Annotated in this window: 22 protein-coding genes; 10 read left to right on the top strand and 12 right to left on the bottom strand. The window is 70.4% G+C overall.

Annotation, left to right across the window (positions count from 1 at the left end; translation table 11 throughout):
• Positions 1-4 precede the first annotated feature (4 nt).
• Positions 5-1,594, bottom strand: a complete 1,590-nt coding sequence (locus JOD54_RS09235; RefSeq protein ID WP_204450125.1) for an AMP-binding protein — start codon at positions 1,592-1,594, stop codon at positions 5-7.
• A gap of 94 nt (positions 1,595-1,688) precedes the next feature.
• Here JOD54_RS09235 and JOD54_RS09230 point away from each other — a divergent pair, with 94 nt between their 5' ends.
• On the top strand, positions 1,689-2,063 hold the full coding sequence (locus JOD54_RS09230; RefSeq protein WP_204450124.1) for a YccF domain-containing protein: 375 nt from the start codon (positions 1,689-1,691) through the stop codon (positions 2,061-2,063).
• Here the strand turns inward: JOD54_RS09230 and JOD54_RS09225 are convergent.
• The 3 genes from JOD54_RS09225 to JOD54_RS09215 form a co-directional block, all read right to left on the bottom strand.
• Positions 2,060-2,869 carry a metallophosphoesterase family protein gene (locus JOD54_RS09225; protein ID WP_204450123.1) on the bottom strand — a complete coding sequence of 270 codons (810 nt, stop codon included), beginning with the start codon at positions 2,867-2,869 and terminating at the stop codon, positions 2,060-2,062. The genes JOD54_RS09230 and JOD54_RS09225 overlap by 4 nt on opposite strands.
• A 97-nt stretch (positions 2,870-2,966) precedes the next feature.
• Complete coding sequence (locus tag JOD54_RS09220) at positions 2,967-3,290, bottom strand: HAD family hydrolase (protein ID WP_204450122.1); 324 nt, start codon at positions 3,288-3,290, stop codon at positions 2,967-2,969.
• Positions 3,291-3,299: 9 nt separating this feature from the next.
• On the bottom strand, positions 3,300-3,695 hold the full coding sequence (locus JOD54_RS09215) for a TOBE domain-containing protein (RefSeq protein WP_204450121.1): 396 nt from the start codon (positions 3,693-3,695) through the stop codon (positions 3,300-3,302).
• 136 nt (positions 3,696-3,831) lie between these two features.
• Between JOD54_RS09215 and moaA the strand changes: the two genes are divergently transcribed.
• The 4 genes from moaA (at position 3,832) to JOD54_RS09195 (ending at position 6,725) form a co-directional block, all read left to right on the top strand.
• Complete coding sequence (gene moaA, locus JOD54_RS09210; protein ID WP_372440283.1) at positions 3,832-4,908, top strand: GTP 3',8-cyclase MoaA; 1,077 nt, start codon at positions 3,832-3,834, stop codon at positions 4,906-4,908.
• A 5-nt stretch (positions 4,909-4,913) separates the two neighbouring features.
• Complete coding sequence (locus JOD54_RS09205) at positions 4,914-5,168, top strand: MoaD/ThiS family protein (protein ID WP_204450119.1); 255 nt, start codon at positions 4,914-4,916, stop codon at positions 5,166-5,168.
• A 447-nt stretch (positions 5,169-5,615) separates the two neighbouring features.
• Positions 5,616-6,269: a LysM peptidoglycan-binding domain-containing protein gene (locus tag JOD54_RS09200; RefSeq protein WP_204450118.1), complete on the top strand. Its 654-nt coding sequence runs from the start codon at positions 5,616-5,618 to the stop codon at positions 6,267-6,269.
• A 96-nt stretch (positions 6,270-6,365) separates the two neighbouring features.
• The gene (locus JOD54_RS09195; protein ID WP_204456170.1) at positions 6,366-6,725 is read left to right on the top strand and encodes a VOC family protein; all 360 of its coding nucleotides are present in this window, start codon (positions 6,366-6,368) and stop codon (positions 6,723-6,725) included.
• A gap of 4 nt (positions 6,726-6,729) precedes the next feature.
• Here the strand turns inward: JOD54_RS09195 and JOD54_RS09190 are convergent, their stop codons facing one another.
• The 4 genes from JOD54_RS09190 to JOD54_RS09175 all read right to left on the bottom strand — a co-directional run bounded on the left by JOD54_RS09190 (position 6,730) and on the right by JOD54_RS09175 (position 9,942).
• A complete protein-coding gene (locus JOD54_RS09190; protein WP_204450117.1) occupies positions 6,730-7,716 on the bottom strand; it encodes a molybdenum cofactor synthesis domain-containing protein in 987 nt (328 codons plus the stop codon).
• Positions 7,713-8,189, bottom strand: a complete 477-nt coding sequence (moaC, locus tag JOD54_RS09185) for a cyclic pyranopterin monophosphate synthase MoaC (protein WP_204450116.1) — start codon at positions 8,187-8,189, stop codon at positions 7,713-7,715. The genes JOD54_RS09190 and moaC overlap by 4 nt, the downstream gene beginning before the upstream one ends.
• Before the next feature lie 28 nt (positions 8,190-8,217).
• Positions 8,218-9,600 carry an NAD-dependent malic enzyme gene (locus JOD54_RS09180; protein WP_204450115.1) on the bottom strand — a complete coding sequence of 461 codons (1,383 nt, stop codon included), beginning with the start codon at positions 9,598-9,600 and terminating at the stop codon, positions 8,218-8,220.
• Positions 9,601-9,759: 159 nt separating this feature from the next.
• Complete coding sequence (locus tag JOD54_RS09175; protein ID WP_204450114.1) at positions 9,760-9,942, bottom strand: hypothetical protein; 183 nt, start codon at positions 9,940-9,942, stop codon at positions 9,760-9,762.
• A gap of 75 nt (positions 9,943-10,017) precedes the next feature.
• On the opposite strand from JOD54_RS09175, the gene JOD54_RS09170 reads away from it, so the two are divergent.
• The gene (locus JOD54_RS09170) at positions 10,018-12,237 is read left to right on the top strand and encodes a helicase-associated domain-containing protein (RefSeq protein WP_204450113.1); all 2,220 of its coding nucleotides are present in this window, start codon (positions 10,018-10,020) and stop codon (positions 12,235-12,237) included.
• A gap of 537 nt (positions 12,238-12,774) precedes the next feature.
• On the opposite strand, the gene JOD54_RS09165 is transcribed toward JOD54_RS09170, so the two are convergent.
• Genes JOD54_RS09165 through JOD54_RS09150 form a run of 4 tightly spaced genes read right to left on the bottom strand, consistent with a single transcriptional unit; the run spans position 12,775 to position 17,465 of the window.
• Positions 12,775-13,380 (bottom strand): GTP-binding protein, encoded by a 606-nt coding sequence (locus JOD54_RS09165; protein WP_204450112.1) that lies wholly within the window; start codon positions 13,378-13,380, stop codon positions 12,775-12,777.
• A complete protein-coding gene (locus JOD54_RS09160) occupies positions 13,361-14,071 on the bottom strand; it encodes a DUF742 domain-containing protein (protein ID WP_204450111.1) in 711 nt (236 codons plus the stop codon). Before JOD54_RS09160 ends, JOD54_RS09165 begins: the two co-directional genes overlap by 20 nt.
• Positions 14,072-14,100: 29 nt before the next feature.
• Positions 14,101-14,526 (bottom strand): roadblock/LC7 domain-containing protein, encoded by a 426-nt coding sequence (locus JOD54_RS09155; protein WP_204450110.1) that lies wholly within the window; start codon positions 14,524-14,526, stop codon positions 14,101-14,103.
• On the bottom strand, positions 14,523-17,465 hold the full coding sequence (locus JOD54_RS09150; RefSeq protein WP_204450109.1) for a nitrate- and nitrite sensing domain-containing protein: 2,943 nt from the start codon (positions 17,463-17,465) through the stop codon (positions 14,523-14,525). Before JOD54_RS09150 ends, JOD54_RS09155 begins: the two co-directional genes overlap by 4 nt.
• Before the next feature lie 646 nt (positions 17,466-18,111).
• Between JOD54_RS09150 and JOD54_RS09145 the strand changes: the two genes are divergently transcribed.
• From JOD54_RS09145 to JOD54_RS09130, 4 genes are read left to right on the top strand one after another with little or no spacing between them, the layout of a single operon-like run.
• Positions 18,112-19,152 (top strand): ABC transporter substrate-binding protein, encoded by a 1,041-nt coding sequence (locus tag JOD54_RS09145; RefSeq protein WP_204450108.1) that lies wholly within the window; start codon positions 18,112-18,114, stop codon positions 19,150-19,152.
• Positions 19,153-19,191: 39 nt separating this feature from the next.
• Positions 19,192-19,968, top strand: coding sequence for an ABC transporter permease (locus JOD54_RS09140; protein ID WP_307859905.1), 777 nt, complete (start codon positions 19,192-19,194; stop codon positions 19,966-19,968).
• On the top strand, positions 19,914-20,765 hold the full coding sequence (locus JOD54_RS09135) for an ABC transporter permease (RefSeq protein ID WP_204450107.1): 852 nt from the start codon (positions 19,914-19,916) through the stop codon (positions 20,763-20,765). Before JOD54_RS09140 ends, JOD54_RS09135 begins: the two co-directional genes overlap by 55 nt.
• A 7-nt stretch (positions 20,766-20,772) precedes the next feature.
• The gene (locus JOD54_RS09130; RefSeq protein ID WP_204456168.1) at positions 20,773-21,540 is read left to right on the top strand and encodes an ABC transporter ATP-binding protein; all 768 of its coding nucleotides are present in this window, start codon (positions 20,773-20,775) and stop codon (positions 21,538-21,540) included.
• Positions 21,541-21,621 lie beyond the last annotated feature (81 nt).

Here is a 21,621-nt window from a genome sequence, read left to right as displayed (position 1 = left end):
CACGCTACTTGAGGAGCTCTCGCGCAGCGGCGCGCATCTCTACCTTGCGGACCTTGCCGGTCACCGTCATGGGGAACTCGGCGACCACGTGGACGTAGCGGGGGATCTTGTAGTGGGCGAGCTTGCCGGTGCAGAAGAGGCGGATGGCGTCGGCGTCGAGCGGGGGCGCGCCCTCGCGCATCCGGATCCACGCCATCAACTCCTCCCCGTACCGCTCGTCCGGCACGCCGATGACCTGCGCGTCGAGGATGTCGGGGTGGGTGTAGAGGAACTCCTCCACCTCCCGCGGGTAGATGTTCTCGCCGCCGCGGATGACCATGTCCTTGATCCGGCCGGTGATCATCAGGTAGCCGTCGTCGGTCATCACCGCCAGGTCGCCGGTGTGCATCCACCGCGCGCTGTCGATGACCTCCGTCGTCTTGTCCGGCTCGTTCCAGTACCCCAGCATCACCGAGTAGCCCCTGGTGCAGAACTCGCCGGGTGTGCCGCGCGGGACCGTGAGCCCGGTGTCCGGGTCGACGACCTTGATCTCCAGGTGCGGGTGTACTCGGCCGACCGTGGACACGCGTAGGTCCAGGGAGTCGTCGGCGCGGGTTTGTGTTGAGACCGGGGAGGTCTCGGTCATGCCGTAGCAGATGGTGACCTCCTCCATGCCGAGTCGGTCGATGACCTGCTTCATGACCTCGACCGGGCACGGCGACCCGGCCATGATGCCGGTGCGCAAAGAGCTCAGGTCCAGGTCGCCTGCCTCGGCGAGCATCGCGATGAACATCGTTGGCACGCCATAGAGGGACGTGCACCGCTCCTCTACTACCGCGCTAAGAGTCGCCACCGGATCGAACCCAGGTGCCGGGAGAACGATGCAAGCGCCGTGCGAGGTAGCAGCGAGATTTCCCATCACTAGGCCAAAGCAGTGGTACAGGGGCACGGGCAGGCATATGCGGTCCTGCTCGGTGTAAGAGCACAACTCGCCTACGAAGAAGCCGTTGTTGAGGATGTTGTGGTGGGACAACGTGGCGCCTTTAGGGAAGCCTGTGGTCCCAGAGGTGTACTGGATGTTGATGGGGTCATCCGGCGACAACGCCACTACGGGCAAGGCGTGGTCGGAGGAGACGAGGTCGGTCCAGGACTGGCGACCGATGAGGATGACGTCACGCAGCGCGGAGCACTGCGGGCCGACCTCCTCGATCATGGCCGCGTAGTCGGACGTCTTGAAGCTGGGCGCGGCGACCAAAGTGCGCACACCCGCGTGGTCGAGGACGTACTTCAGTTCGTGGACCCGGTACGCGGGGTTGATGTTCACGAGAACGGCCCCGAGCTGCGCGGTGGCGTACTGCACGAAGACCCACTCGGCGCAGTTCGGCGCCCAGATCCCCACCCGGTCGCCCTTGACCACGCCGAGCGCCGCTAGGCCCCGCGCGACGGCGTCCACCTCCGCGGCCAGTTCGCGGTAGGTCCACCGTCTGCCGGAGGCTCTGTCGACCAGGGCGTCCCGGGCACCATGAGCAGCGACGGTGCAAGCCAGGTTCTCGCCGATGGTGTCGCCGAGCAGGGGCGCGGTCGAGGTCCCGGACGTGTAGCTCGGCAATGCCATGACACTCCTCCGCGCTGTGGGCAAGGTCACCATCTTGCCCCGGTGGGCCCGATCCGGACACCCGCTGATCGATCCGTACGACAGACTGGGTGGTGTGCGACTTCTGCTGAACCTGATCTGGTTGGTGCTCTGCGGCTTCTGGATGGCCATCGGGTACGTGATCGCGGGCATCATCTGCTGCATCCTGATCATCACGATCCCGTTCGGCCTGGCCTCGTTCCGCATCGCCAACTACGCGCTCTGGCCGTTCGGCCGCACCATCGAGCCGCGCCGCGATGCGGGGGCGGCGTCCGCGATCGGCAACGTCATCTGGATCGTCTTCGCGGGCTGGTGGCTGGCCATCGGCCACATCGTCACCGGCATCGCCCTGTGCGTCACGATCATCGGCATCCCGCTGGGCATCGCCAACTTCAAGATGATCCCGGTGTCCCTGATCCCCCTCGGCTCCAGGATCGTGCCGACCTCTTAGTCCGCTGTGCCGCTCCAAGGCAGCCGCACGACCAAGCAGGGGCCGCCGACGAAGAGGCCCGCGTCCACGCCTAGGGCTTTGCCGTTCGCGTAGAGGTGCGGGCCTTCGATCTGCGTCGGGAGGACGCCTAGCTGGTCGGCGATGACGCTGTGGCCGTGTACGACCTGCTTGCCGCCCAGGGTGGTCAGCAGCTCGTCCGCGGCCAGCTCGCCCTCGGGGCCGCGGAAGGCGTATCGGGTGGTCATGCGCCGCCACACCTCCCACCACTCGGCGGCGTCGTCGGAGTGCAGGACATCCTGGACGGCCTCGTTGATGGTGGGGATGTCCTCGCCCCACAAGAGGTACTGCGTGGTGTCGGAGTGCATGAGCAGGTGGTCGTCGACCAGCTCGACGACCGGCCGGGTGGTGAGCCACTCGATGTGCTCGTCGGTGATGGCCTCCTGGTCGGTGTCCACGCCGCCGTTCATGCTCCAGCTGCGGGCGAAGCTGCGCGGCCCGAACTCCGAGGGGATCGGCTCGTCGCCGAAGCGGTGCATGCCCAGCAGCAGGATCTCGTGGTTGCCCAGCAGCGTCTCGACCCGACCGCCCGCCGCCGCGGCCTGCTCGGCCAGGGTGCGGACCAGGTCGATGACGCCGATGCCGTCGGGGCCGCGGTCGACGAAGTCGCCGAGGAACCACAGGTGGTCGTGGCCGCCCGACCAGTCACCAGCGGCGGTGACGAGGCCCTCGGCGCGCAGGGCGGCGGTCAGCTCCGCGCGGTGGCCGTGGATGTCGCCGACGACGTAGGTCGCCCTCTCCTTCTCCACAGCCACGACCCTAGGGGAGCCACCCCGGCGACGCGCAGCGATCGGTAACCGTGACCGGCGACGACGGCTCACCGTGACCACCTTCCACTCTCACGAGCTAGAGCTCTGGAAACGGATCGGCTGTGCGGCCGACCAGGTCGGCGACCGACCCGATCACCCGGGTCGGTCGATGGGGGTAGGTGCGGGTCTCGCCCAGTGCCACGCGGTCCGGGGCGCGGTCGGTGGGCACGTGGCCGACCTCGTGCAGCGCGGGGGTAACACCGGCCTTGCGGATGATGTACGCGGTGCCAGCGGCGCGCCGAGCGCGGGGGTGGCTGTGGGAGGCATGGCGCTTTCCGGCACGTCGAGGCCGGTGCGCGGCGAGGGGCCGCAGATCACCCGGATCGTAGATCGACTTGTTCGTCAGCACAAGCACGGTCATGGCGAGAGGCTACCCAGGCGTCTCGACGATGACCTGGGTCGCCTTGACCAGGGCGACCGCGAGCACGCCCGGGGTCAGGCCCATCTCGCGCACCGCCTCGGCGCTCATCAGCGACACCACCCTGTGCGGGCCGCACTGGAGCTCGACCTGGGCCATCACGGTGTCGGTGACGACGTCGGTGACCAGGCCGACGAAGCGGTTGCGGGCGGAGCGGGCGATGTCGCTGGGGTCGGGGATCTCGGTGGCCTGGGCCTTGGCGAACGCGGCGAGCACGACACCGTCGACGACCTTGCGGCCCGCGGTGTCGGCATCGGCGGGGAGGTGGCCCTGGTCGATCCAGCGGCGGACGGTGTCATCGCTGACCCCGAGCAGCCTGGCCGCCTCGACGACCCTGAAATACGGCATGGCACCGACGATATCCCCGCAGCCGCGGCTGCGGGTCCGCCGGACGATGTCGCCCGATGTGGACAGATCGGCGACAGTGTGGTGACGGCTGCGCCGAATGGCCCCCGGTCCGGTGACAGCGACTACCCTGGAACGGGTGACGGCGGCACGGGATTCCCCACCGGTCCACCTGGGCTTCCCCCGGCTCCGGGTGGCCGACCCCGGCGCGGACCGCCCCGACGACGCCCGGCTCATCGACCGGTTCGGCCGGGTCGCGACCGATCTGCGGGTCTCGCTGACCGACCGCTGCAACCTGCGCTGCACCTACTGCATGCCCGCCGAGGGCCTGGACTGGATGCCGCGCGGGCAGATGCTCTCGGACGGGGAGCTGGCGCGGGTCATCCGGATCGCGGTCGAGCACCTCGGGGTGACCAACGTGCGGTTCACCGGCGGTGAGCCGACGCTGCGCAAGGGCCTCGAATCGATCATCGCGGAGACCGCCGCGCTCGACCCGCGGCCGCGGATCTCCATGACCACCAACGCGATCGGGCTCGCCACCCGCGCGCGGCGGCTCAAGGACGCCGGACTTGACCGGATCAACGTCTCGCTCGACACCCTGGTGCCGGACAGGTTCACCGCGCTCACCCGCCGCGACCGGCTCGACGACGTGCTCGAAGGCCTTGCCGCGGCACGGGATGCCGGGTTGACCCCGGTGAAGGTCAACGCGGTGCTCGTCCGCGGGCGCAACGACGACGAAGCGGCCGCGCTGCTGCGGTACTGCCTGGCGCAGGGGTACCAGTTGCGGTTCATCGAGCAGATGCCGCTCGACGCGCAACACGGCTGGAACCGGGCGGACATGGTTACCGCGCAAGAGATCCTCACCGCGCTGCGGGCGGAGTTCGACCTAACTCCAAGTCCCGTACCGCGTGGCGCGGCGCCTGCCGAGCGGTGGCGGGTCGACGGCGGGCCGGGGGAAGTTGGTGTCATCGCGTCGGTCACGCGTCCCTTTTGCGGTGATTGCGACCGCACCCGGCTCACCGCCGACGGCCAGCTCCGCTCGTGCCTGTTCAGCCAGACGGAGACCGACCTGCGCGCCCCGGTGCGCGCGGGCGCGGGCGACGAGGAGATCGCCGACTTGTGGCGCGGGGCGATGTGGACCAAGCTCGCCGGCCACGCCATCAACGAGGCCGGGTTCGCGCAGCCGCTGCGGCCGATGAGTGCGATCGGGGGGTAGCTCGAATGGGTTTGGTGACCGTGCGGTATTTCGCGGGCGCGCGCGCGTCCGCGGGCGTGCACGAAGAGAAGGTGGAGCTGCCGGAGGGCGCGAGCGTCCAAGACGCTCTTACGGCCATCGAGGCTCTTCGCGGGGAGGCGCTGGCGCGGGTCTTGCGATCGGCGAGCTTCTTGCTCGACGGGGTAGCCGTCCGGGACAGGGCCGCCCGGCTCCCCGAGGGCGCCGCCCTCGACGTCCTCCCGCCCTTCGCGGGCGGCTGACCGACCGCTCCCGGATGGCCCAGCGGCGGTTTTCAACGTGAGGCAGACCTCACCGACGGTGAATTATCTCGGCCAGGACACGGCCAAGTAACGCCCAGGTTCGCGGCGCTGACCAGCGAAAACGCGATGATCGCCCGAGGTAGCGGGGCGTTACTGTGACGACGGTCACGCACCTTGGAGTTTTCGATTCGTCTCGCGGTTACGTACCGTCGCTTCCGGCTGGCCCCGACCAGCCGTGCATGACCCGAGAGTTCGTAGTGCCGAACCCTGTCCGGCGGGCTCTTGGGAACCAACCCCGAGCGAAAGCGAACTCCCGGACAGGGGCGAGGGGCCACGACGAGCGCGACAAGCGCCAGGCGTGGCGGCCAGGCCCACCAAGGCCCGGTCGGGTCCACCAGGACCCGCACCCGCAGCGCGACGAGCGCAGGCGCGGGAGGAGAGACCCACATGTCGTACCGAGGCAAGCACCGCAAGCAGACCGCCACCCAGCGCACCATCGCCCGCGTCCTCGTCGCAGGAGTCGCGGTCGGCGCCCCGATGGCGATCGCCGCGTCACCCGCCTCTGCCGACCCGGTCAACTGGGACGCGATCGCCCAGTGCGAGAGCGGCGGCAACTGGAGCATCAACACCGGCAACGGGTACTACGGCGGCTTGCAGTTCTCCCCGAGCACGTGGCGCGCCAACGGCGGCTCCGGCAGCGCCCACAACGCCAGCCGCGAGGAGCAGATCCGCGTGGCCGAGAACGTGCTCAAGTCCCAGGGCATCGGCGCGTGGCCGGTGTGCGGCAAGAAGTCGGGCGCCAAGTCCGCCGCCGCACCGAAGGCCGCCGCGCCGAAGAGCACCGCCAAGAAGGTCACCAAGACCGCGCCGAAGGCCGCCCCCAAGGCGACCGCGCCGGTGACCACCGCCGCCCCGGCGGCCGCGGCCGTGACCGCGTCCAACCCCAACGGCGACTACACCGTCGTCGCGGGCGACACCCTGTCGAAGATCGCCACCACGCAGGGCGTGAGCGGCGGCTGGCAGGCGCTGCACGAGAAGAACAAGGACTTCATCGGCGACCCCGACCTGATCCTGGTCGGCCAGAAGATCGCCACCAAGTAAGTCCGCTGTACCCGGTACGGGCCCCCGCCGCCACGCGCGACGGGGGCCCGACCGCGTGAGTCGGCCTAGCCTGGTCTCATGGGATCAAGACCGTGGATGACCGTGACCGCGACCGTGCTCGACGCGCCGGACGCCCGGGAACTGGCGGCGTTCTACCAGCGGCTGCTCGGCTGGCCCAAGGGCGCCGACGAGTCGGAGTGGGTGACGCTGCGGCCACCCGGCGGCGGCACCGGCCTGTCGTTCCAGAGCGAACCGCACTACCAGCGCCCCACCTGGCCGTCGCGGCCCGGCGCGCAGCAGATGATGTCGCACCTGGACATCGAGGTGGCCGACTTGGCTTCAGCTGGGGCACACGCCGTGGCCGCTGGCGCGGTGCTCGCCGGAGTCCAACCGCAGCCCGACGTCCGGATCTACCTCGACCCGGCGGGGCACCCGTTCTGCCTGTGGGCCAGGTAGTCCACTAAGGACAGTTGACCCACTCGTCTGTGCCGTCGGTGAACCGCTGGTGCTTCCAGATCGGCAACCGCGCCTTCACCTCGTCGACCAACCGCGCGCACGCGCCGAACGCCTGCGCCCGGTGCTCAGCGGCAACCGCGCAGGCCAGCGCGACATCCCCGATGCCGAGCTCGCCAACCCGATGCGTCACGGCGACGGCGTGCACACCCTCGGCGCGCGCGACCTCGGCGGCAACCTCGGCGATGATCTCCTTGGCGCTGGGGTGGCCCTCGTAGGCAAGGCTGCGCACACTCCGGCCACCGTCGTGGTCGCGCACCACACCGCCGAAGGTGACGACCGCCCCCGCCGCGTCGTGGGCCACCAGGTCACCGTGCTCGGCGACAGAGATCTCAGCGTCGGAGATGTCGGCGCGCAGGACCTTGGCACCGGGGGCCTGGGGGGCCGGGCGGGGGTGGTCGCCGCCGTGGGGTTGATCGGCGGCGTGGCTGTGCACGCCGGGGCCCTGGGCGGCTGGGCGGGGGTGGTCGCTGCCGTGGAGTTGGTCTATGGCGTGGTTGAGGACGGGCTCCAGGACGGCTAGGCCGTCGCGGGTGCCGCCGGGGGAGCCGGGGAGGTTGATGATCAGGGTGCGGCCTGCAACGCCTGCGATGCCCCGGGACAGGACGGCGGTTGGCACCTTCGGCAGGCCTGCGGCGCGGATGGCGTCGGCTAGGCCGGGGACCTCGTGGTCGATGACGGCGCGGGTGGCCTCGGGGGTGCGGTCGGTGGGGCTGATGCCGGTGCCGCCGGTGGTGATCACTACGTCGACCTCGCCGATGGCGGCGCGCAACGCCTGCTCGACCGGGTCGCCGTCGGGGACGACGACCGGGGCGGGGGTTTGGTAGCCGTGTTCGCGCAGCCAGGTCGCGATGAGCGGGCCGGTGCGGTCCTCGTAGACCCCGGCCGAGGCGCGGTTGGAGGCGGTGATCACCCGGGCCGTGCGGTCGGTCATGGCGTCCCCCTGTTCCAGGTGCCGGACTTGCCGCCGTCCTTGTGGTCGAGGCGGACCGCGTCGAGCACGGCGGACGGGTCGACGGCCTTGATCATGTCGTGCAGGGTCAGGCCCGTCACCGCGACCGCGGTCAGCGCCTCCATCTCCACGCCGGTGCGGCCGGTGGTGCGCACGGTGGCGGTGATGGTGACCTCGCGGTCGCCGAGGTCGAGGTCCACGCGGACACCGGAGAGCGGCAGCGGGTGGCACAGCGGGATCAACTCCGGGGTGCGCTTGGCGCCCATGATGCCCGCGATGCGCGCGGTGGCCAGCGCGTCGCCCTTGGGCAGGCCGTCGCGGCGCAGCAGGGCGATGACCTCCTCGGTCGTGCGGACCACGCCGCTGGCCACCGCAGTGCGCGCGGTCACCGGTTTGGCGGAGACGTCGACCATCCGCGCGGCACCCGAGGAATCAACATGGCTGAGTTCGCCCACCTGGCCGATGCTAGTCAGCCCGCGGCGACTAAGCCTGGGCCGCCTTGCGGACCGCGTCGGCCACCGTGGGTGCCACGGCCGCGTCGAACACGCTCGGCACGATGAACGACGGGTTGAGCCGGTCGCCGTCGACGGTGTCGGCGATCGCGTCGGCCGCGGCGAGCAGCATCGCGTCGGTGATCGTCTTCGCCTGGGCGTCGAGCAGGCCGCGGAACACGCCGGGGAAGGCGAGCACGTTGTTGATCTGGTTCGGGTAGTCGGAGCGGCCGGTGGCCACCACGGCGGCGTGCTGGTGCGCCTCGACCGGGTCGATCTCCGGGTCCGGGTTGGCCAGCGCGAACACGACAGCGCCCTTGGCCATGGTGGCGACCTGCTCGGCGCCGAACAGGTTGGGCGCGGACACGCCGATGAACACGTCGGCGTCGACGAGGGCGTCATGCAACGTGCCGGACTGGTCGGCCTTGTTGGTGTTCTGGGCGACCCACGCGAGGTTCGCGTCCATGTCGGGCCGCTCCCGGGTGACGATGCCCGCGATGTCGACGGCGACCACGTCCCGCGGTCCGCGCTGCAACAGGAGCCGGATGATCGCCGAACCCGCCGCACCGACGCCGCACACGACGACCTTGCAGTCCGCGAGGTCCTTGCCGACAACGCGCAGCGCGTTGCGCAACGCCGCGACCACGCAGATCGCCGTGCCGTGCTGGTCGTCGTGGAACACGGGGATGTCGAGCTTGTCGCGCAGCCGGGCCTCGATCTCGAAGCACCTCGGCGCGGCGATGTCCTCCAGGTTGATGCCGCCGTAGACGGGCGCGATGAGCTCGACCGCCCGGATGATCTCCTCGGTGTCCTGGGTGTCCAGGCACACCGGCCACGCGTCGACCCCGGCGAACTTCTTGAACAGCGCCGCCTTGCCCTCCATCACCGGCAGCGCCGCCGCGGGCCCCAGGTTGCCCAACCCGAGCACCGCCGACCCGTCGGTCACCACGGCCACGGTGTTGCGCTTGATGGTCAACCGCCGCGCGTCGTCGGGGTTCTCGGCGATGGCCTGGCAGATCCGCGCGACACCGGGGGTGTAGGCGCGGGAGAGGTCGTCGCGGTTGCGCAGCGCGACCTTGGCGGTGACCTCGATCTTGCCGCCGAGGTGCATCAGGAAGGTCCGGTCGCTGACCTTGCGGACCGCCACCCCCGGCAGCGCCTCGATCGCGTCGGTGATGTCCCTGGCGTGGTTGGCCGACATCGCGTTGCAGGTGATGTCCACCACGACCCGGTCGCTGTGCGACTCGACCACGTCGAACGCCGTGATCACGCCGCCCACCCGGCCGACCGCGCTGGTCAGGTCCCCCGCCGCGCTCGCGCTCGGTGGCGCTTCGACCCGGACGGTGATCGAGTAGCCGGGGCCGGGGACGGGCATGAGCTCACTCCAGGTGCGACGACATTCACAGAATCGGGGTGAGCCTAGCCCTGGGCCTGTGCTTCGTTCGTCGAGGGTTGTCCGCACCCGGATCGGGTTCGCTCGTCCGGGGGACAGGAGTTGCCCGCAGGAGACCCCCTCCGGCGAGGGGTCCTCGGTCTACCGGTTGATCTCGGTGACCGGGTGGACGTAGGGGATGGTGTCGAGCGGGAAGGTCACGTCGCCGAAGGGCGAGAGGGCACCCTGGCGGTCGGAGGTCAGCTCGGTGACGGGGTGCGAGCCGTTGTCGTCGTCGCCCGCCCAAGTGGGGTCTACGCGGGCGGGCTTGGCTGCTTTGGCCACGGTGGGACTCCTCTTCTCAACGAAGTGCTCGCCTGCTGAGGCTACTGGACGGCGGTGGCGTATACCGTGGTCAGGGTGTCCGGCACCACGCTCACCGACTGGCTCCGCGCGCGGGGCGACGAGGCGCTCGCGGCCGTGTTGCGGGCCAGGCCCGACCTGGCCACGCCGCGACCGGCCAATACCGGGGTGCTCGCCGCCCGCGCGGCCACGAGGGCCTCGGTCACCCGGGTCGCCGAAGGGCTCGACACCTTCACCCTCGCGGTGCTCGACGCGCTGCTCGCGGCGGGGGCCGATCGGGAGCCGGTACCGCTGACCGTGGTCGACCTCGACGTGTCGGCGCAGCGGGTGCGGGCGGCCGCGAAGCAGCTGCGCGAACTCGCCGTGGCCTGGGGCGACGACGACGGGATCTCGTTGGTGCCCGCGGCTCGGGAGGCCGGTGGGCTGTTCCCGACCGGCTTGGGTCGCCCCTCCCCCGCGCTGGAGGACGTCGACATCGCCAAGGCAGTGGCAGAGCTGCCTACTGACGAACAGGACGTCCTGACCCGGTTGGCGAGCAACGGGCCTATAGGCAGCACTCGGGACGCTGCGGCCATCGTTGCGTTGGAGCAGGCCAAGACCCCGATCCAGCGGTTGCTGGCGCGGGGACTGCTGACCCGCGTCGACGCCACCACCGTCGAGCTGCCCAGGCAGGTCGGGCTGGTCGTGCGGCCGGAATCGGCGGTCGTCGTCGACGAGCCGAAGCCGAAGACCAAGGCGCACAAGGCCGTCGACTCGACCGCGGCCGGGGCTGCGCTGGAGTTCTTGCGGTACACCAAGACCCTGCTGCGGTCGTGGTCGGAAGAACCGGTGCCGGTGCTGAAGGCAGGCGGGCTCGGCAGCCGGGACCTGCGCAAACTCACCAAGGTGCTCGACATCGGCGAGCGCGACGGGGTGCTGCTCGTCGAGGTGGCGGTCGCCGCGTCGCTCGTGGTGGACAACGAGGCCGCGACCCCGGAGTACGTACCGACCCACCACAGCGACACCTGGCTGACCGCGAGCCCCGCCAACCAGTGGGCCACCCTGGCCGCCGCCTGGCTGGACCTGCCGCGGCTCCCAGGCATCGGCGGGATGCGCGACGCCAAGGAGCGGTTGCTGGCGCCGCTGTCCGAAGACCTCCGCCGCCCGGTCGCGCCGTTGGAGCGGGTGCGGGTACTGCGCGCGCTGGCGGACCTGAAGGCCAGCACCGGAATCGTCGACCCGGACGAGCTGGCGGCCCTGCTGGCGTGGCGCGCGCCTCGGCGGGGTGGACGGCTGCGCGACGAGATCGTCCGCTGGACGCTGCAGGAGGCGACGGCGCTGGGGATCGTGGCCCACGGAGCCCTGACCGGGCCCGGTCGCACGCTGCTCGAGGAGGGCACCGCGGCCGCGGCGAAGCGCATGGCCGAGGTGATGCCCGAGCCGATCGACCACGTGCTGGTGCAGGCAGACCTGACCGTGGTCGCGCCCGGCCCGCTCGAACCGCACCTGGCCATGCAGATCAACGAAGTGGCGGACGTGGAATCGGCGGGCAGCGCCACGGTGTACCGGGTGAGCGAAACCTCGCTGCGCCGCGCACTAGACGGCGGGCAGTCGGCCAGCGACCTGCACGAGCTGTTCCGGACCAGCTCCCGAACGCCCGTGCCGCAATCCCTGACCTACATGATCGACGACGTCGCGCGGCGGCACGGTCGGTTGCGCGGCGGCGCCACTGCGGCGTTCTTGCGGTGCGACGACCCGGCGTTGATCGCTGAGGTCGCTGCTAGCCCGGTCGCGGCTGCATTGCGGTTGCGGAAGATCGCGCCGACGGTGTTGGTGAGTCCGGTGGCACTGGTGGAGATCCTCGACGAACTGCGGGCGGCTGGGTTCACGCCTGCTGCTGAGGACAGTGAAGGGCAGGTTGTCGATCTACGGCCTAGTGGGCGGCGGGTGCAGGCGGCGGTCCGGGCGGTGCGGCGGGTGGCGCCTAAGGGGCCGGATGACGACCAGTTGATCGACATCGTGCAGAGCATGCGGGCTGGGGACCGGGCGGCTGACAGCAAGCGGAGTCGGCCGACTGTGCCTGCGAACACGGCGGACACGTTGGCGTTGTTGCAGGGGGCGGTGCGGGCGCAGCAGACGGTGTGGGTGGGGATGGTGGACGCGAACGGGGTTGCTAGTGAGCGGTTGTTGCGGCCGCAGCGGATCGGGGGTGGGGTGTTGGAGGGGACGGATCCGGATACGGAGGGGGTTACGCGGATTCCGTTGCATCGGATTACGAGGGCTGCGTTGGTGGAGTAGCGGGATTTCGGCTCGCCTGCGGCATTGCGACCCGGTCCGTGGTGGAGCGGAGCGCTTGATGGGGCGCGGTCGGGCTCGCGCTCCGGACCCGTCGTGGAGCAGAGCGCTTGATAGGGCCGATCGGCTCGCGCTCCGGACCCGTCGTGGAGCAGAGCGCTTGATAGGGCCGATCGGCTCGCGCTCCGGACCCGTCGTGGAGCAGAGCGCTTCATGGGGCCGATCGGCTCGCCTGCGGCATTGCGCTGGATCCGTGGTGGGTTGGGGGTGCTCGATGGGGCGAACCTGTTTTGCGCGGGGCCCCTGCGCCAGCCGTGGCAGGACCGCAAAGCTGGGGCCGAAAAGCGTGGCCCTGTCCGCGCTGAAACGCTACGACTGCCGCCACCCCACGCAAAACAGGTCCGCCCCATCGAGCAGTTGGCACCGGAGGGTCCGAGTGTCCAGTGGCTGGGTTTTGTAGTCGGGGCCCAAGAGACGCGAAGGGCCCTCGGGGTGCCGAGGGCCCAGCGGGGACTGAGAGGAAAGGGGTGTGGCCAGGGTCTAGACGGCGCGGGACATGCGTTGGTGCATGGCGTGCTCTACCAGGGTGATGAGGGTTTCCTTGGTGGAATCGCGGTCTCGGGCGTCGGTGGTGACGATCGGGACGGAGGGTTCCACGGTGAGGGCCTCGCGGACGTCCTCGATGCGGTGGTGCAGAACCCGGTCGAAGCAGTTCAGGGCGATCACGTAGGGCAGGCCGCGGTCTTCGAAGAAGTCGATCGAGGCGAAGGCGTCGGCCAGGCGGCGGGTGTCGACCAGGACGATGGCGCCGATCGCGCCGCGCACCAGGTCGTCCCACATGAACCAGAAGCGGTGCTGGCCGGGGGTGCCGAACAGGTACAGGATCAGGTCGGAGTCCAGCGACACCCGGCCGAAGTCCATCGCGACCGTGGTGGTCACCTTGTTCGGGGTCGACGACAGGTCGTCGACGTCGACGCTGGCCTCGGTCATGACCGCTTCGGTGGTCAGCGGGACGATCTCCGAGACGGACCCGACCAGGGTCGTCTTGCCCACACCGAAACCACCGGCCACCACGATCTTGGCCGAGGTGGTCGGCTGGGGGGAAGCGCCGCGCGCGCTGAGAGGACTAGAGCCTGCGGAGCCCACTGAGCACCCTTTCCATGAATTCGATCGACGGCCGGTCGCCAACGACCATGCCGCTCTGGTGGATCGAGACGAGGCCCATGCCCGCCATGTCACCGATCAATACCCTGGCCACCCCCAGCGGCAGCCGCAGGTGGGCCGCGACCTCGGCGACGGACCGGGTGTCCAGGCACAGGCCGCAGATGGACCTGTGCTCCGGGCGGACCGCGGCGTCGGGCAGCTTGCCCCGGTCGCTGGTGGAGACCAGCGCCTCGATCGCGAGATCGTAGTCGGACCGGGTGCGGCCGCCGGTCTTGGTGTACGGCCGCACCAGTGAACCGGTCTCGTGCGGGGCCAGCTCGGCCGGGTCCGGCTCGGGCTCCAGGTCGGCGACGGCCGGGATCTCCTTGCTGTCCCAGTCCGACTGCGACGGGATGCCGGGGTCGCCGTAGAGGGTCGCGCTGGGGCCGCCGAACAGCCTCGCCCGGAACCCGTCGATGTCGAACCGGTTCGGCGGGTCACCGAGCCCGGGTTCGGACAGGTCGTCCCACCCTCGTTCCGACATGTCGGCCAGCCTCCGCTCCGGCTCGTCCACCAGCTGGTCCCGGGGGTGTTCGGTGTCCGGGCCACCGTAGGCCGCGTCCGGTTCGAACAGGTCCCGGTAGGAGAAGTCGTCCTCGGTGCGTCTGCCCGTGGGTCTGCGGCCCGTGGTCATCGCGTCCTCATCCCGCCGTCTCGCCCGTCTTACCTGCGTTGCGTGCCCTGCAGCTGCGCGCGCAGCTCAGGGGTCATCTGCTGGCCAACGCGCTCGACGAGCAGGGTCATCTCGTAGGCGACCAACCCGATGTCGCAGTTGGGCGCTGCGAGCACGGCGAGGCAGGAGCCGTCGGAGATGGACATGAGGAACAGGTAGCCGCGGTCCATCTCGACCACGGTCTGGTTCACCCCGCCCGCCTCGAAGCACCTCGCGGCACCCGCGGTCAGGCTGACCAGGCCGGAGGCGACCGCGGACAGCTGCTCAGCGCGGTCGCGGGGCAGGCCCTGCGAGCCCGCGAGCAGCAACCCGTCCGCGGACACCACCACGGCGTGCGCGACGCCGGGCACCTGTCGGACAAAGTCGGTGATGAGCCACCCGAAGCTACCGGGCTGGTGTACGGACGCGGTGGTCACTCCTGCTCCTCGTCTTGGCGGCTCTCGTCTGAACCGGTCTGGTCACCAGCGTAGGCGTCGATCAGGGCGTGCCTGCCCCGACGGACCCCCTGCTGGAACTGGGACATGCGGCCGCGGACGGCGTCCGCCGAACGTGGGGGCAGCGCGGGGACGACGGGTTGCTCCGCCGTCGTCTCCCTCGGTGCGGCCGAACCCGGCACCAGGTGCGCCTTGGGGACGCGCTTGGGCAGGCCCGCCGTGGTGATCGTGTCGGCCGTGGTGTCGAGCAGGGCCCTGGCCCGCTGCCAGCCGTCGTCGCCGGGTGAGTGCCAGGCGTCCGCCCTGCTCAGCACCGGTTCCGGGGTGGCTTCGAGCTCGTCGTGGTAGTCGGCCTCGACCAGCGGCTCGACCTCGGCGCTCGGCTCGACCTCGGCCTCGACCGGCTCCGGGGTCGGCTCGGGGTCGGTGTCGGGGTCGGGCTCCGCGGCGGTGACCGGGGTGGAGCCGGTGTCGCCCGCCTCGAACCACTGGGACAGCACCGCCTCGTAGATCGGCAGCCGCTCGGTCGGGGCGTCGACGACCCGCTCGGGCTCGGTCACCGGGTGGTAGACGCCGGTGCCGTTGCGAGCGGGCTCGGGCTGGTCGGTCGGCTCGGGCAGCGGCAGGCCGAACAGCGAGCCGGTGACCTGGTTGTCGACGATGTGGCCGTTGAGCCGGGACCGGATCTCCTCCGGCGAGGCGGGGGGACCCCAGCCGCCGGTGTCCTCCGGGTTCCCGGTGCTGGCGAACGACGCCGGGTCGAACGCCGGGTAGCCCGCGACCTCCTCGGCCGGGCGGTCGACAACGGACTCGCTGAGCGGGCCCGCGGTGTCCGGGCGCACCCGCGGCATGCTGCCGGTGAAGGCGCCCGCGATGCCGCTGGCCTTGGCCGCGGTGTCGCCGAGGCTGGGGGTCTGCGCCACGATGCTGGTCGGCTGGGCCGAGCCGGAGGTCTGCACCAGGTTCGCCGGGACGGTGATCCGGGCGATGAGGCCGCCCTCGATGTCCTCGTTGTCGCGCAGCCTGACCTTGATGTCGTGCCGCTTGGCCAGCCGCGCGACCACGTACAGACCCATCCGCCGCGTCACCGCGACGTCGATGTCCGGCGGGTCGGCGAGGCGGCCGTTGGCGGTCTCGATCTCCTCGTCGCTCATGCCGACACCGGAGTCGGTGATCTGCACGGCGAGTTCCTTCTTGCGGGTCACCGCCATCCGCACGTAGACCTTCTTCTCCGGCTCGGAGAACGAGGTCGCGTTGTCGAGCAGCTCGGCGATGAGGTGCACGAGGTCGGAGACCGCGCGGCCCTGCACCGACACCTCGGGGGCGGAGAGCACCTCGATGCGGGCGTACTGCTCGACCTCGGAGACCGCCGCGCCGACGACCTCGGCGGCGGGCACCGGCCGGGAGAGCTGGCGGCTCAGGCCGGAGCCGGAGAGCACCAGCAGCGACTCGGAGTTGCGCCGCATGCGGGTGGCCAGGTGGTCGAGCTCGAAGAGGCTGGCCAGCTGGTCGGGGTCCTGCTCGTCCTGCTCCAGCCGGTCGATGAGCGAGAGCTGGCGCTCGACGAGGGTCTGCGACCGCCGCGACAGGTTGACGAAGATCGAGTTGATGTTGTCGCGCAGCAGCGCCTGCTCGGTGGCCATCCGGACCGCCTGCTCGTGCACCGCGTCGAAGGAGCGGGCCAGCTGGCCGGTCTCCTCGCGGGTGAACACCGGCACCGGCTCCACCGCGTTCTTCGACGCCTCGACCGGGTCGGGGTCGGCGAGGATGCGCTGCACCGTCTCCGGCAGCCGCCGGTTCGCCACGTCCAGGGCGTCGCGGCGCAGCACGCGCAGCGGCACCAGCATGGAGCGGGAGACGATGAAGGTGACGATCAGGGCGAGCAGGATCGCCACGAGGACGATGACCGCGTCGCGCCAGGCGTTGGTCTTGGCGGCGTCGGCGGCCTTGGTCGCCAGGCTGCGCAGCTTGCCCAGCAGCGACACCTCGACCTTCTGCAGCGCGGTCGCGGTGGCCTTGGCGTCAGCGACCAGCTGGTCCATCTGGATGCCGAGGTTCGGGTCGCCTGCGTCGGCGTGCACGAAGGCGGTCTGCTTGATCCGCTCCCGGTCGTCGACCTCGGCGCCGGAGAACGTGTCGGAGAAGAACTGCGCCTCGCTGATGTCGGCGTTGGCCCGGAAGTTGGCGATCGAGGCGTTGTAGCTGGCCTCGGCGGCGCGGGCCTGGTCGAGCATGCTCGACGGGAACAGGTTGCGCGCCCCGGCGATCATCAGGATCGAGTTCTGGCGGCCGAGGAACTCCTTGGCCTCCACGATCGAGAGCGACGCGGCGGCGAGCCTGGCGATCTCGGGCTGGGCCAGCGAGGCGGTGAACTCCGAGCCCGCGGCGAGCACGGCCTCCAGCAGCGAGGTGTAGGAGGAGTAGACGCCGACGTCGGGGTAGGAGCTGGAGATGGCCGCGGAGCGGACGGCCTCGACGGCGGCGAGCCGGTCGGCGAGGGTGTCGAGCAGCTGCCCGTTGCCGGTGGACACCTTGGTCACGGCCTGGTTGAGCCGGGTCAAGGTGGCGTTGGTCTTCTGGATCTGGCCCTGGACCTGGGAGAGGTCACCGGCGCGGCCACCGGCCACGTAGGCGACCATGACGTTGCGCTCGCTCTGCATCTCGTGCACGAGCGCCACGACGTCGAGCGTCGCGGTGACCGCGGTCGCCGCCTGGTCGAAGGTCTCGGCCCGGTCCAGTTCGTTGGTCGCGCGCAGGACGCCGAGGGCGACCGCGGTGATGACCGGGACCAGCAGGACCGCGACCAGCTTGGTGCGCAGCCGCCAGTTGCGCAGGCGCCACCGAGAGCCACCCTCCACGGTCTTGCGACCGGAGGGCCTCGGGGTCGCGGACGCCACCTCGTTGCCGTCTGGATCTGACACGGCGGCACCACCGTCTTTCCCTGGGCCGGAAACCACCCCAGTGGTGTGGTCGGGCACTGCCAGCACTCTCCCTGCATCTGAGCCAGTAGCCCGTAGTCCAGCAGGCCTTGCTCTTACGGACACCTACCCCAGTGGAGGTCGCGGCACGTCACGGGCGCTCAGCGGTCGGGCCGCCCGCAAGATGTCGGACCTGGGCGGTCCAACGTTACTCGCGAGCAGTACGACCAGCTGCGCAGACCGCTCGGTCGAGCGCCTCACTGTGGACACAGAAGGTAGCGAACTCGCCGTCACGATGTAACCCTTCCAGGGCATCATCACAGCGAGTATCGGATAGTTAGTACCGACAACATTTCACGAGCGTGATGTAGTGGTGGTTTTCCCTATGTTCACCATCGCCCATATGGATGAGTAATCACCACCCACCTGGCGGGGTCACTACGGACGGTAAACCCCAGGTCAGAGCCCCGGTAGAGTTCCCCCACTTGGGTCAACAGGGCCGCCCGAATCAGTGAGAGAGTTCACCGCAAGGCATCCTGTGCGCACTCATTGTGACCCGGCCCCCGCTGTCTCTAGAGTGCGTCTTGGTGCCGCAGGGGGACTCGCACCCACCTCGACAAAACCAACCTCCTACGAGGAGAGGCTCCAAATGCTTCGACGCGTTGCCACCAGGCGGACCGCAGGAGTCCGCCTGCCGATCGCCGCCCTCGCCATGGCCATGCTCGCCTCGCTCAGCGCGTGCGGCCTGCTCGGCGGGGACGACTCCGGCTCCGGCAGCACCCCCGCTGCCTCCGGCTCCGGCGCGGTGGAGAAGGCCAAGGTCAAGGTCGGCGTGCTGCCCGTCGTCGACGTCGCACCGTTCTACCGGGCCATCGAGCAGGGCTACTTCAAGGAGCAGGGCCTCGAGATCGAGCCGGTGGTCATGGCCTCCGGTGCCGCCTCGATCAACGCCGTGCTCAGCGGCGACGTCGACGTCGCGTTCTCCTCCTACCCCGCGCCGCTGCTGGCGCAGAGCAAGAAGGTGGCCGACTTCAAGATCGTCGCCGACGCGCTCACCGCCAAGCCCGGCCACATCGTGGTCGTCGCCCCGCCGAACTCGCCGCTGAAGAAGCCGACCGACGCCCCCGGCAAGAAGATCGCCATCACCGCCCGCAACACCATGACCGACCTGGCCCCGATGTCGGTGCTCAAGACCCAGGGCGTTGACTACACCCAGGTCGAGTGGCGCGAGATGACCTTCGCCGAGATGATCCCGGCGATGGAGCGCGGCGAGGTCGACGGTGCCGTGGTCGTGGAGCCGTGGGTGACCACCGCGATGAAGAAGCTCGGCGCGGTCCCGGTGTTCGACGGCGCGTCCGGCCCGACCGCCGAGATGCCGATGTCGGGCTACGTCGCCATCGGCGGCACCGGCAAGTTCGCCACCACCAGCCCGAACACCATCGCCGCCTTCCAGCGCGGGCTGGCCAAGGCCCAGGCCGAGGCCACCGACCGCACCAAGGTCGAGCCGATGTTCGTCAAGTACGCCAAGATCGACCAGCAGACCGCTCAGCTGGTCACCATCTCCACGTACTCGACCTCGCTGGAGGCCAACCGCATCCAGCGGGTGGCCAACCTGATGCAGGAGTTCGGCGTGATCAAGGGTCACCTGGACGTCGCCTCGATGATCCCCAGCTCCACCAGCAACAAGTAGGTCTGGAGGCGGGCCCCCGCCAGGGGGCCGCACAACACCGTGAGCGGAACTCCCCGAGTTCCCAGGAGCGTCATCGGTCTGGCTGGCTTCTTCGCCGTGTGGGAAGTCGCCAGCCGGACCGGTCTCGTGCCTGGCTACTACCTCCGTCCCCCCAGCGTGGTGCTGCCGACCATGGTGCGCCTGCTCGGGGACGTCGAGTTCGTCAGGGCGGTGCTGGCCACGCTGGTGGCCACCCTGCTCGCGCTGGGCATCGCCGTGCTGGTCGCGGTGCCCGCCGGACTCGTGCTCGGCAGCGTCCCGCCGGTCCGCCGCGCGGTGATGACGCTGGTCGAGTTCCTGCGGCCGATCCCCTCGGTCGCGCTGATCCCGCTGGCCCTGCTGACCTTCGGCACCGGCCCGGACACCAAGATCACCCTCGCCGTCTACGGCGCGCTGTGGCCGATCCTGTTCAACACCATGTACGCCCTCGACGAGGTCGACCCGCTGCACGTGGAGACCGCCCGGGCGTTCGGCACTTCCCGCCTGGGCTTGCTGCGCCGGGTCGCGCTGCCCAGCGCGGCGCCGTTCGTGCTCACCGGGGTCCGGCTCTCCTTCGCCATCGCGCTGGCGGTGGTGATCAGCACCGAGCTGTTCTCCGGCGGCACCATCGGCCTCGGCCAGGTGGTCAACGTGGCCAGCGGCGGCGGGTTCAACATGGACACCGTGCTGGCCGGGACCGTCCTGGCCGGACTGATCGGGTTCGGCGCGAACGCGGGCCTGGAATGGGTGCACCGCAGGGCCTTCGGCTGGACCCAACCCCGGGGCGGTGCCGAGTGAACCGGCTGACCAGGACCGCGCAGCGGTGGGTCGTGTTCGTCGTCGCGGTCGGGCTGTGGGAGCTGGTCACCGAGCTCGCGCGCGCGGCCGAGGCGCCCAAGAGCTTCTTCTTCCCGCCGCCGTCGGAGATCGCGGTCACCGCGGTGGACCTCTGGTTCTCCTCCGCCTTCGGCGAGCACATCGTGCCCGGCGTCGGCCGGATGCTGGCGGGCTGGGCGCTGGCCGGGGTCATCGGGATCGCCCTGGGCATCCTGCTCGGCCGCTCGCGCGGCGCGATGGCCTACCTGGGCGCGCTGTTCAACTTCCTGCGCTCGATCCCGCCGCCGCTGCTGGTGCCGTTCTTCGTCGCCGCGGTCGGTACGACGAACATGCAGTTCCCGACGATCGTGTTCGGCGCGATCTGGCCGGTGCTGCTCAACACCGTCGACGGCGCGCGCGGCGTGGACGCGACCAAGGTCGAGACGGCCAAGGTGTTCCGGCTCTCGCGCACCCAGTGGACGCTGGGGGTCGTGCTGCCCTCGGCGCTGCCCAAGATCTTCGCCGGGCTGCGGCTGAGCCTGTCCATCTCGCTGATCCTGATGGTGATCTCCGAGCTGATCGGGTCGGCCAACGGCATCGGCAACCAGCTGGTGCGGGCCCAGCGCGACTACGAGCCCACCGCGATGTGGGCGTGGATCGTGCTGCTCGGCGTGCTCGGCTACCTGTTCAACACCCTGCTGCTGGTCCTCGAGCGGCGCGCGCTCGCCTGGCAGCCGCGCCACTCGCTCGAAGCGCAGGCGCTCGCCACCGGAGGCTGACGTGAACATGCTCGAGGTCGAGGGGCTCGGCCACACCTACAAGGGCAAGGACGGTCCCTACACGGCGATCGACGGCCTCAACTTCACCGTCGGGGCGGGTGAGCTCGTGTGCGTGGTCGGCCCGTCCGGCTGCGGCAAGTCCACCCTGCTCAGGACGATCGCCGGGCTCATCCGGCCGTCCCGGGGCACGGTGAGCCTGCACGGCACCAAGGTCGACGGGGTGCCCGCGGACCTGGCAGTGGTGTTCCAGGACTACAGCCGGTCGCTGTTCCCCTGGCTGTCGGTGACCAGGAACGTGGAGTTCCCGCTGAAGTCGCTGTCGCGCACGGAGCGGGAGCAGCGCGCTGCGGAGGCGCTGGCGGCGGTCGGGCTGGCTGGAGCGGGCCGTAAGCACCCCTGGCAGCTGTCAGGCGGCATGCAGCAGCGCGTGGCTATCGCGCGTGCGCTGGCCTATAGGCCGTCGCTGCTGTTGATGGACGAGCCGTTCGCGTCAGTGGACGCCCAGACCCGGTTCGAGCTGGAAGACCTACTGCTGCGGATCCGCCGCGAACAGGACACGACCGTCCTGTTGGTCACCCACGACATCGACGAGAGCGTCTACCTGGGCGACCGGGTGCTGGTGCTGTCGAAGTCCCCGGCGACGGTGGTGGCCGATTTGGACGTTCCACTCGGGGCGGTGCGCGACCAGATCACGACCCGCGCGGGTGAGGAGTTCGTGGAGCTGCGGGCCAAGGTGGCGGGGCTGCTGCAGGGAGGGCCGGTCACCGTTCGTTGAGTGGCTCGCCTGCGGCATTGCGCGCCGGTCCGTTGTGGCGCCGCGAGCTGGACCCGTCGTGGAGCGGTGGGCTCGATGAGG

The organism is Actinokineospora baliensis, assembly GCF_016907695.1.
GTDB classification, from domain to species: domain Bacteria; phylum Actinomycetota; class Actinomycetes; order Mycobacteriales; family Pseudonocardiaceae; genus Actinokineospora; species Actinokineospora baliensis.
Note: the sequence above shows the minus strand (reverse complement) of the source record. Positions and strands in the feature narration are given on the sequence as shown.

Bases quoted from the DNA above. Each gene is read 5' to 3' on its own strand.
- JOD54_RS09130 (WP_204456168.1), top strand. From the start codon at position 20,773: ATGCTCGAGGTCGAGGGGCTCGGCCACACCTACAAGGGCAAGGACGGT.
- JOD54_RS09190 (WP_204450117.1), bottom strand. From the start codon at position 7,716: ATGACCGACCGCACGGCCCGGGTGATCACCGCCTCCAACCGCGCCTCG.
- JOD54_RS09235 (WP_204450125.1), bottom strand. From the start codon at position 1,594: ATGGCATTGCCGAGCTACACGTCCGGGACCTCGACCGCGCCCCTGCTC.
- JOD54_RS09135 (WP_204450107.1), top strand. From the start codon at position 19,914: ATGGGTGCACCGCAGGGCCTTCGGCTGGACCCAACCCCGGGGCGGTGC.
- JOD54_RS09195 (WP_204456170.1), top strand. From the start codon at position 6,366: ATGACCGTGACCGCGACCGTGCTCGACGCGCCGGACGCCCGGGAACTG.
- JOD54_RS09215 (WP_204450121.1), bottom strand. From the start codon at position 3,695: ATGCCGTATTTCAGGGTCGTCGAGGCGGCCAGGCTGCTCGGGGTCAGC.
- JOD54_RS09160 (WP_204450111.1), bottom strand. From the start codon at position 14,071: ATGACCACGGGCCGCAGACCCACGGGCAGACGCACCGAGGACGACTTC.
- JOD54_RS09200 (WP_204450118.1), top strand. From the start codon at position 5,616: ATGTCGTACCGAGGCAAGCACCGCAAGCAGACCGCCACCCAGCGCACC.
- JOD54_RS09180 (WP_204450115.1), bottom strand. From the start codon at position 9,600: ATGCCCGTCCCCGGCCCCGGCTACTCGATCACCGTCCGGGTCGAAGCG.
- JOD54_RS09145 (WP_204450108.1), top strand. From the start codon at position 18,112: ATGCTTCGACGCGTTGCCACCAGGCGGACCGCAGGAGTCCGCCTGCCG.
- JOD54_RS09205 (WP_204450119.1), top strand. From the start codon at position 4,914: ATGGGTTTGGTGACCGTGCGGTATTTCGCGGGCGCGCGCGCGTCCGCG.
- JOD54_RS09220 (WP_204450122.1), bottom strand. From the start codon at position 3,290: ATGACCGTGCTTGTGCTGACGAACAAGTCGATCTACGATCCGGGTGAT.